At 73.1% G+C, this 9897-nt stretch carries 8 protein-coding genes; 4 read left to right on the plus strand and 4 right to left on the minus strand.

Annotated elements, in window-relative coordinates:
* Positions 1-991 (plus strand): DUF4439 domain-containing protein (locus ABWK99_RS09505; RefSeq protein ID WP_372594457.1); only part of this gene is annotated, 991 nt, incomplete at its 5' end.
* A gap of 7 nt (positions 992-998) precedes the next feature.
* Here the strand turns inward: ABWK99_RS09505 and ABWK99_RS09510 are convergent.
* Positions 999-2804 (minus strand): proline--tRNA ligase, encoded by a 1806-nt coding sequence (locus ABWK99_RS09510; protein WP_372594458.1) that lies wholly within the window; start codon positions 2802-2804, stop codon positions 999-1001.
* A gap of 106 nt (positions 2805-2910) precedes the next feature.
* Here ABWK99_RS09510 and ABWK99_RS09515 point away from each other — a divergent pair, with 106 nt between their 5' ends.
* Positions 2911-3771: an Fpg/Nei family DNA glycosylase gene (locus ABWK99_RS09515; RefSeq protein ID WP_372594459.1), complete on the plus strand. Its 861-nt coding sequence runs from the start codon at positions 2911-2913 to the stop codon at positions 3769-3771.
* A 13-nt stretch (positions 3772-3784) separates the two neighbouring features.
* On the opposite strand, the gene ABWK99_RS09520 is transcribed toward ABWK99_RS09515, so the two are convergent.
* Positions 3785-4657: a GNAT family N-acetyltransferase gene (locus ABWK99_RS09520; protein WP_372594460.1), complete on the minus strand. Its 873-nt coding sequence runs from the start codon at positions 4655-4657 to the stop codon at positions 3785-3787.
* A gap of 38 nt (positions 4658-4695) precedes the next feature.
* Positions 4696-5850: a flavodoxin-dependent (E)-4-hydroxy-3-methylbut-2-enyl-diphosphate synthase gene (gene ispG / locus ABWK99_RS09525; RefSeq protein WP_372594461.1), complete on the minus strand. Its 1155-nt coding sequence runs from the start codon at positions 5848-5850 to the stop codon at positions 4696-4698.
* A 125-nt stretch (positions 5851-5975) separates the two neighbouring features.
* On the opposite strand from ispG, the gene ABWK99_RS09530 reads away from it, so the two are divergent.
* Positions 5976-7331 carry a hypothetical protein gene (locus tag ABWK99_RS09530; RefSeq protein ID WP_372594462.1) on the plus strand — a complete coding sequence of 452 codons (1356 nt, stop codon included), beginning with the start codon at positions 5976-5978 and terminating at the stop codon, positions 7329-7331.
* On the opposite strand, the gene ABWK99_RS09535 is transcribed toward ABWK99_RS09530, so the two are convergent.
* On the minus strand, positions 7321-8664 hold the full coding sequence (locus ABWK99_RS09535) for an RIP metalloprotease (RefSeq protein WP_372594463.1): 1344 nt from the start codon (positions 8662-8664) through the stop codon (positions 7321-7323). The two genes, ABWK99_RS09530 and ABWK99_RS09535, sit on opposite strands and share 11 nt — an antisense overlap.
* A 108-nt stretch (positions 8665-8772) precedes the next feature.
* Here ABWK99_RS09535 and ABWK99_RS09540 point away from each other — a divergent pair.
* Positions 8773-9897: aminotransferase class III-fold pyridoxal phosphate-dependent enzyme (locus ABWK99_RS09540; protein WP_372594464.1), on the plus strand; the 1125-nt coding region annotated here is incomplete at its 3' end.

The following is a 9897-nucleotide window of genomic DNA, read 5'->3' on the forward strand; positions in this document are numbered from 1 at the left end:
CGAGACGCCCGCGCCGACGACGCCCGCACCCGGTGCCGCCGAGACCGCGCGGCAGGACGCCGTCGCGGACGCCCTCGCGATCGCCGAGCTGGCCACGGCCGCCGCGGCCGATCCGGGATCGGCCGCGCTCGCGGAGCGCCCCGAGCTGGCCGAGGTCCTCCTCGCCGTCGCCGCGACGAGCAGCCGGCACGCCGAGGAGCTCGGCGGCGTGTACACGCCGTGGACCGCGACGCCGACGCCCGCACCGGACACCTCGACCTCGAGCCCCACGACCTCGGCACCCACCCCCGGCGCGCAGGACGTCATCGATGCCCTCGAGCAGGCGAGGCAGCGAGCCGCGGACGATGCCGACGAGGCAGAGGACGGTGGGTTCGCCCGACTGCTCGCCTCGATCGCGGCGAGCCGCTCGGTGCTGGCCGCCGATCTCGAGGCGCGACTCGCGGGGACGACCCTGGCCCTGCCGACCACCGAGGAGGCGACGTCCGGGACGAGCGCCGACGCGGGCCCGACGTCGTCGGGCGTGCAGGACTCCGCCCTCCTCGGGCTCGTCGAGGCGCACGACGCCCTCGGAGCGGCCTGGGAGGTCCTCGCGGCGCGGGCGGAGGACGACGAGCGGGCGCGAGCCGCTCTCGTCGCCTCCGAGCACCGCAGCACGGCCCAGGCCCTCGCCGCCGCCCTCGGTGCCGCCGGGACGGACCTCGACCCCCGACGTACCGCCTACGCGCTCCCGGCAGAGCTGCTCGACCCGGAGGGCGACGCCCTGGCCGGGCTGCTGCCTCTGGAGACCCGACTCGGCGTGCGCCTCGCCGGCCTCGTCGCCCAGGCGGACCCCGGTTCACGCGCGGCGCTCGTGAGCGCGCTGGAGGAGAACGCTCACCTGCTCCTCGTCCTCACCGGTGCACCGCAGGCACTTCCCGGCGTCGACGAGGACGCCGCGCCGGACGCGACGAGCGACCAGCCGGCGGACGCCGGGACGACCACCAGCCCCTGAGTCCGCCTCAGACCAGCTCGGCCACGATCTGCCCGATCCGCGCCGCCGCGTCGGCCACGGGGACCCGCTCGGCCTCGGGCCGCTCGCCTGCCGCGAGGCCCGCATCGGCCGGTCGGCGCAGACGCACCTCCACGACACCCTCGGCGAGGCTGCGGCCCACCACGACCACGACCGGAAGACCCAGGAGCTCCGCGTCGGCGAACTTCACCCCGGGCGAGACACGGGGACGGTCGTCGAGGAGGACCTCGATCCCCAGTCCGTCCAGGTCCGCCGCGAGCTCCTCGCAGGCCGCCTTCACGGCCTCGTCCTTGCCCGCTGCCACCAGGTGCACCTGGGCCGGTGCCACCTGGGCCGGCCAGGCCAGCCCGGCGTCGTCGTGGTTCGTCTCGGCGAGGGCAGCGACGGCCCGCGACACCCCGATGCCGTAGGACCCCATGGTGACGGTCACGGCCTTGCCGTTCTCGTTCAGCACGGTCAGGCCGAGCGACTCCGCGTACTTGCGGCCGAGCGCGAAGATGTGCCCGATCTCGATGCCACGCGCCAGCTCCAGCGGGCCGGAGCCGTCCGGCGCGGGGTCGCCGGCGCGCACCGACGCCGCTTCGACGGTGCCGTCGGCGACGAAGTCCCGTCCGGCGACGACGTCGAAGGCGTGCCGTCCGTGCTCGTTCGCCCCCGTGATCCACCGGGTGCCGTCGACCACTCGCGGGTCGACGAGGAACCGCAGCGCGGACTCGGAGCCGGTGTGCGCCCGGCCGAGCACCTGCGGGCCGATGTACCCCTTGACGAGCTCGGGGTGACGCGCGAAGTCGGCATCGGTCGCCGTCTCGACGGCGAGCGGGGCGAGGGACGCCTCCAGCCGCGTCATGTCGACGTCACGGTCGCCGGGGACCCCGACGACGAGCACCTCGCGGTTGCCCTCGGGATCCGTGGTCGCCACCACGACGTTCTTGAGGGTGTCGGCCGCCGTCCACTCCCGGTCCGCGCGTGGGAAGCGCGCGTTGGAGAGGGTGACGAGGCTGTCGATCGTCGGGGTGTCCGGGGTGTCCTCCGCATGGGCTGCCGGGGTCCCGGCCCAGTCGACCGCCGGCGGGGCGACCGTCGTGACCGCCTCGACGTTGGCCGCGTAGCCGCCCGCCGAGCGCACGAAGGTGTCCTCGCCGATGGGCGTCGGCATGAGGAACTCCTCGCTCCGCGACCCGCCCATCGCCCCGGACATCGCCTCGACGATGACGAACTCCAGCCCCAGTCGCATGAAGATGCGCTGGTACGCCTCCCGCTGACGCTGGTAGGCGGCGTCGAGCCCGGCGTCGTCCACGTCGAAGGAGTAGGCGTCCTTCATGATGAACTCGCGGCCGCGGAGAAGACCCGCCCGGGGCCGGGCCTCGTCGCGGTACTTGGTCTGGATCTGGTAGAGCGCGAGCGGCAGGTCCTTGTACGAGGAGTACAGGTCCTTGACCAGGAGGGTGAACATCTCCTCGTGCGTCGGCGCGAGGAGGTAGTCGACGTCGCGACGGTCCTTCAGGCGGAACAGGTTGGGGCCGTACTCGGTCCAGCGGCCGGTCTGCTCGTAGGGCTCGCGCGGCAGCAGGGCGGGGAAGTGCACCTCCTGCGCGTCGATCGACGCCATCTCCTCGCGGACGATGCGCTCGACCTTCGCCAGGACCTTGAGGCCCAGCGGGAGCCACGTGTAGATCCCGGGGGCCGCCCGTCGGATGTACCCGGCACGGACCAGGAGCCGGTGGCTCGGGACCTCGGCGTCGGCGGGGTCCTCCCGCAGGGTCCGGACGAACAAGGTCGACATCCTCAGCAGCATGCGGTCAGCCTAGTGGCGCCGAGGCAGGGGCCCGACGCGCGGTCCGCTGGCACCACAGGGTCCGCTCCCCCTGTCGCCCGGCCCGCCGGCGCGGCACGATGGTCGGGTGCCCGAGCTCCCCGAGGTCGAGGGCCTCGTCCGCTTCCTCGCCGCCAGGTCGGTCGGCCGGGAGGTGGCGAGCGTCGCCCTCGGCGCGATCAGCGCTCTCAAGACAGTCGCGCCCGGCCCCGAGGCTCTTCTCGGCACCCAGGTGGTCGGCGCCCGTCGCCACGGCAAGTGGATCGACCTCGCCACGACCGGGCCGCACCTGCTCGTCCACCTGTCGCGGGCGGGGTGGGTGCGGTGGTCCGACGCCCTGCCCACGACGCCCGTCCGGCCCGGGCGCTCCCCGCTCGCCCTCCGGCTGGGCTTCGACGACGGCTCCGGCTTCGACCTGACCGAGCAGGGCACCCGCAAGCGCCTCGCGATCCACGTCGTCATGGATCCGGCAGAGGTCGAGCAGGTCGCCTCACTGGGGGTCGACCCGCTGTCGCAGGAGTTCACCCCTGATCGCCTGGCGGCGCTGGCCCGCGCGCGGAACCAGCAGCTCAAGGGACTGCTGCGCGACCAGCGGCAGATCGCGGGGATCGGCAACGCGTACTCCGACGAGATCCTGCACGCGGCCCGGCTCAGCCCCTTCGCGATGTCGGCGCGGCTGGACGCGGCGACCGTTGAGCACCTGCACGGCGTGATCCGGCAGGTGCTGACCGCAGCGGTCGACGCGGCCGACGGGCGCCCGGCCGCCGAGCTGAAGGACGCCAAGCGCCGTGGCATGCAGGTCCACGGCCGCACCGGTGCGCCGTGCCCCGTGTGCGGCGACACGGTCCGGGAGGTCTCGTTCGCCGAGTCCTCGCTGCAGTACTGCCCGCGCTGCCAGACCGGCGGGAAGCCGCTCGCCGACCGCCGGATGTCGCGACTCCTGAAGTGAGCCGCGTCGGCAGCTAGAAGAGCACGGTCGCGTACTCGCCGACCTCGCGGAAGCCGGCCCGCCGGTAGGCCCCGAGTGCCGGGGTGTTGAACGAGTTCACGTAGAGCGAGACCACCGGTGCGGTGTCCCGCAGCGTCGCCTGGACGACGGCGGCCATCCCTGCGGAGGCCACGCCCTGGCCGCGTCGCGCGGGCGGCACCCACACGCCCTGGACCTGTGCCACCTGCCGGGTGACAGCACCCAGCTCGGCCTTGAACACGACCTCCGGTCCGGCGGGTCCCTCGTCGATCCGCACGAAGGACCGGCCGGAGGCCACCAGGCTGCGCACGCGGGACTCGTACGAGCCGCCACCGCCCTCGACGGGCGAGTAGCCGACCTCCTCGGTGAACATCGCGACGCACGCCGGGATCAGCAGCGGGAGGTCCTCGACCCGACCGAGCCGTACGGCTGGGTCGGCAGGCACGGCAGGGGCGTGGTCGATCACCATCGACGGCTGCTCGGCACGGACCTCGCGCGCCGGGCCCCAGGCGTGCTCCAGCCGCAGCCACATGCCCATCACCAGCCCGGCGGGCCCCACGATCGAGGAGCACCTGCGGCCCTGTCGCAGGGCGATGCCCGCAAGGACGTCGAGCGCCTCGTCGTCCTGCTCCGCGCACACCGGGACGAGATTCGCGCCGGCCCAGCAGATCCCGACCAGCTCGCCCGCCCGCCGTGCGCCCCACAGCGCAGGGCCGCCGCGACGCGCACCGGTGTCCCTCGCCGCCTCGATCCGCTGCGCCGCGAGCACCGAGGCCACGGGATCGGCTGCGCACACGGCGGCCGCCTCGGCGAGGTCGATCTCCCCCACCACGGCGCTCGTCCGACCGTCCCCCCGCCGCAGGCCCATGCGGGGATTGTGCCGTACCTGAGCCCGATCGGGTCCCGTCAGCTCACCGAGACGGTGGGCGCGCCGTCCTCGACGGGCTCCATCGTCTCGGCGATCCGCATCGCCTCCTCGATCAACGTCTCGACGATGCGCGACTCGGGGACGGTCTTGACGACCTCCCCCTTGACGAAGATCTGTCCCTTGCCGTTGCCGGAGGCGACGCCGAGATCCGCCTCTCTCGCCTCGCCCGGCCCGTTGACGACGCAGCCCATGACGGCGACGCGCAGCGGGACCGTCAGGCCCTCGAGCCCGGCCGTCACCCGCTCGGCGAGGTCGTAGACGTCCACCTGGGCCCTGCCGCACGACGGGCAGGAGACGATCTCGAGCTTGCGCGGACGGAGGTTGAGCGCCTGCAGGATCTGGATGCCGACCTTGACCTCCTCGACCGGCGGCGCGGAGAGGGAGACGCGGATCGTGTCACCGATGCCCTTGCTCAAGAGCGCCCCGAAGGCCGTCGCCGACTTGATCGTCCCCTGGAACGCGGGGCCGGCCTCGGTGACCCCGAGGTGCAGGGGCCAGTCGCCGCGCTCGGAGAGCATCTCGTAGGCACGCACCATGACGACCGGGTCGTTGTGCTTGACCGAGATCTTGAAGTCGTGGAAGCCGTGCTCCTCGAAGAGGGACGCCTCCCACACCGCCGACTCGACGAGCGCCTCCGGCGTCGCCTTGCCGTACTTCGCCAGCAGCCGAGGGTCCAGCGACCCGGCGTTCACGCCGATCCGCAGGGAGACACCGGCATCGGCGGCCGCCTTGGCGATCTCCTTGACCTGGTCGTCGAACTTGCGGATGTTCCCGGGGTTGACCCGGACAGCTGCGCAGCCCGCGTCGATCGCTGCGAAGACGTACTTCGGCTGGAAGTGGATGTCCGCGATCACCGGGATCTGGGACTTGCGGGCGATGGCCGGGAGCGCGAGGGCGTCGTCCTGGGTCGGCACCGCGACGCGGACGATGTCGCAGCCCGATGCGGTCAGCTCGGCGATCTGCTGGAGGGTCGCGTTGATGTCCGTGGTCGGCGTGGTGGTCATGGACTGCACGCTCACGGGGGCGTCACCGCCGACCTCCACCTTGCCCACGCGGATCTTGCGGGTGGGCCTGCGCGGAGCAAGGACGGGGGCGGGGGCCTGCGGCATGCCGAGGGAGATGGGAGTGCTCACCGGTCCAGTATCCCCCGTCGGCACGATCTCGCTCGGAGGCGGGCTGCGTGACCGCCACGACCGGGGTCACCCGTCCGGCCCAGTGCTCCTGTCGGGCACCCTCCTCGGGTGGCAGGCTTTCGCTGGTGAGCCTCGACACGCCGGCCGGGTACACCCTCATCGGCGCGCTCGCCCTCGTCGTCGTCGGCCTGCTGCTCCTCGCCGTGGCGAGCACCCGCCTGGCAGGGCTGCTGGGCATGCGCGAGGACGCGCGGTGGTGGTTCAGCCCGGCAGGGGGCAGGACCCAGGGCCTCGTCGCTGCCTACGTCGGGTCCCTCGTCGCGGTCGGCGCGCTCGTCTACCTCGTCGCCGGTCCGGGCCTCGGCTCCTCCCCTGCCCTGGCGTGGACGCTGTCCTGGATGATGGGCCTCGCCCTGCTCGCCCTGTCGGCCACCCGGATGGCACGGCTCGTGGTCTCGGTCGCGACCGAGGGGCGGACCGCTCTCGACGAGCCGGACGAGGAGCTGTTCGTCGTCCCCGACGGGGCGCTGGGGGACGTCGACCTCATCGCCGCCCGCACGGCGACCGAGCGCGGCGAGTGGCGCCCTGCGGCGGAGCTCCTCGCTGCCTCCGTCGACGACGACATGCGCTACGCGCGGATCGTCGCCCTCGCCGTCCAGGGACTGCGGCGCAGCCGATGGCTCGACGCCTGGTTGAGCTCCCGCCCGACGGACCCGAACGCCCAGGCGGTGCGGGCCATGCTCGCGGTGCGCCGGGCGTGGGAGCTGCGCGGGCCCGACTGGGAACCGCGCAACGCCCAGGGCTTCCTCGCGGCGCTGCGCGAGGCGGAGGAGCTGACCCGCGAGGCCATCGACAACGACCCGCTGGACCCGAGCCCGCGCGCGGTGCTCGTGGAGATGGCGCGCGGCCAGCAGGTCGACGCCGACGAGCTCGACTCCAGGACCCGCGCGCTCTTCCTCCTCGCTCCCCATCACCAGGGCGGCCACGAGGCCGAGCTGCACTACCGATCGGCGAAGTGGTTCGGCTCGGACGAGGAGATGCTCGAGGTCGCGAGGGCTGCGAGCGCCGCTGCGCCACCGGGGAGCGCGCTCGCGCTGCTGGTCGTCACGGCGCATGTCGAGCACTACTTCTCGCTCGCCGAGAGCTCTCCTGCCCACGCGGAGAGGTACGTGCGATCACCCGCCGTACGAGCAGAGGTGAGCCAGGCCGTCGACCGCTGGACGGGCGGGCCGGACGGCGCCTCCCCCGTCAACCAGGCCAAGGCGCACAACACGCTGGCGTTCTACTACTGGCTCGCCAGGGACCGACCGAGCGCCCGGCCGCACCTGGCTCACACCCTGCGCCACCTCGACACCTGGCCGTGGGCGCTGGTCGGCGACGCGAGCCAGGTCCACGCCGTCGCCCAGCAATGGGCCCACGCCGGTCGGCGACCCGGAGGGTCGACCGCCTCCGAGGCGCACCGGCACCGGACTACAGCGTGACGGGTGCAGCGATGTCCGCGTAGATGAGCACCAGCCCGACGACGGCCAGGAGCAGGAAGACCCCGTACGCGACCGGCATCATCCGGGCGACGTCCGCCGGGGCGGGCCGGGCAAGGCCGCGCCAGCGGGCCACCTGGCGCTTCGCGCCCTCCCAGAGAGCGCCGGCGACGTGGCCGCCGTCGAGCGGGAGCAGCGGGATGAGGTTGAACACGAACAGCGCGATGTTCAGGGAGGCGAGCAGTCCCAGCATGCTGCCCACGCGCTCCCCGAGGCCGAGACCTGGCGCCTCGGCGATCTCCCCGGCGAAGCGCCCGACCCCCACGACTCCGACGACAGAGCTCGTGTCGCGCTCCTCCTGGCCGAGCGTCGCCTGGACGACGTCGACCAGGCGCGCGGGAAGGGTGACGACGATCGCACCGGTCTGCCACACGGCATCACCGACGGCGGGGAGCACCGAGCCGACCGGCTGGCGTTCGAGCCCTGAGGTCGGGCTGAAGCCCACGTACCGCTGAGGGGCGAGCTGAGCCGACCCGTCGGCGTTGAGCACGACGGCCCCGTCCTCGTCGCGCACCGGGCGGTCGACGGTGACCGGGCTGACGGTGAGGACCACCTCGGCCCCGTCACGCTCGACGACGACCGGGATGTCGGTCCCGGGCGTCGCGGCGATGGCGGCCTGGATCTCGGCCCAGGACTCGATCGGCACACCGCCCCAGGACAGGATCGTGTCACCTACCTGGAGACCGGCGAGAACGGCGGGGACCTGCGGATCGCTCGCCGTGCACTCCTGGTCGGCGGGTGCGTCGGCCGGCAGGAGGCACGTCCCGACGACACCGACCGTCGTCGTGGGTGCTCCGCTCGTCCCGATCCCGACGAAGACGATCCCGACCAGGACGATGGCGATGAGCAGGTTCATCATCGGCCCGCCGAGCATGACGACGACCTTCTTCGGGGTGCTCAGCCGGTAGAAGGCGCGGTGCTCCTCGCCCGGGCGGATCTCCTCGGCGCTCGCCTCCCTCGCGGCGTCGACGAGACCGGCGAACCGTCCGCGGCCCGGGGTGGCCCCGACCGCATCGGCGGGCGGGTACATGCCGACGAGGCGGACGTAGCCACCGAGCGGGATGGCCTTGAGCCCGTACTCGGTCTCGCCCTTGGTGCGTGACCACAGGGTGGGGCCGAAGCCGACCATGTACTGGCTCACCCGCACGCCGAAGCGTTTGGCCGGCACCATGTGCCCGACCTCGTGCAGCGCGATCGAGGCCAGCAGCCCGACCAGCAGCACCAGCAGTCCCACCACGTACGCCATCTCGTCCCCTCCGGTGTCCTGCTCCATCATCCCTGGTGTTCCTGAGCGGGACCTGATCTGCGACGAGTTCACCAGATCCGACGAAAAACACCTGTCCGACCCCTGCCCTGCCACCGATCTGGCCGTTAACATCGCTCCATGACCCCTGAATCCGCAGCCCTTCGCGATGCCCTCATCCCCACCGACGTCGCCCAGGTGCGCGCGATCCACACCGAGATCCCCGGGCCGAGGTCCACGGCGATCGCCGCTCGTCGCGGCAGCGTCGTCGCCGCAGGGGTTGCGAGCACCCTTCCGGTCTACGTGGAGCGCGCCGGAGGCGGCATCCTCGTCGACGTCGACGGCAACAGCTTCATCGACCTCGGATCGGGCATCGCCGTCACGGGGGTCGGCAATGCGGCGCCGGCCGTGAGCGCGGCCGCCGCTAGCCAGGCCCAGGCCTTCACCCACACCTGCTTCATGGTCGCCCCCTACGAGGGATACGTCGCGGTGTGCGAGGCACTGGCGCGACTGACCCCTGGCGACCACGCCAAGCGCAGCGTCCTGGTGAACTCCGGGGCGGAGGCCGTCGAGAACGCGGTGAAGATCGCCAGGCGGGCCACCGGACGCGACGCGATCGTCGTCCTCGACCACGCGTACCACGGGCGTACCAACCTGACGATGGCGATGACCGCCAAGGCCATGCCCTACAAGACGGGCTTCGGCCCGTTCGCCGGCGAGGTGTACCGCGTCCCGGCGAGCTACCCGCTGCGGGAGGCCGCACCGCTGAGCGGGGCCCAGGCGGCCGCCCGTGCCACGGGCCTGATCGAGAAGCAGATCGGCGCCGACCAGGTGGCAGCGGTGGTCGTCGAGCCCATCCTCGGCGAGGGCGGCTTCATCGTCCCGGCTCCCGGGTTCCTGGCCGCGCTCTCCGCCTGGTGCACGGAGCACGGGGTGCTCTTCGTCGCGGACGAGATCCAGACGGGCTTCGCCCGCACGGGCGCCATGTTCGCCTGCGAGCACGAGGGAGTGGTCCCCGACCTCGTCACCACGGCCAAGGGCATCGCCGGCGGCCTTCCGCTCGCGGCAGTGACGGGCCGCGCGGAGATCATGGACGCCGTCCACGGGGGCGGACTCGGCGGGACCTACGGCGGCAACCCGGTGTCCTGTGCTGCGGCCCTCGCGACGATCGACCTGTACGAGCGCGCCGACCTCGCCGGGGCCGCGCGTCATATCGAGGACCTCGCCGGAGGCTTCCTCCGCGCGCTCGCCGAGGAGGAGCCCTCG

Source organism: Actinotalea sp. (assembly GCF_041597215.1).
Classification (GTDB): Bacteria; Actinomycetota; Actinomycetes; order Actinomycetales; family Cellulomonadaceae; genus Actinotalea.

Bases quoted from the DNA above. Each gene is read 5' to 3' on its own strand.
- ABWK99_RS09510 (WP_372594458.1), bottom strand. From the start codon at position 2,804: ATGCTGCTGAGGATGTCGACCTTGTTCGTCCGGACCCTGCGGGAGGAC.
- ABWK99_RS09520 (WP_372594460.1), bottom strand. From the start codon at position 4,657: ATGGGCCTGCGGCGGGGGGACGGTCGGACGAGCGCCGTGGTGGGGGAG.
- ABWK99_RS09535 (WP_372594463.1), bottom strand. From the start codon at position 8,664: ATGATGGAGCAGGACACCGGAGGGGACGAGATGGCGTACGTGGTGGGA.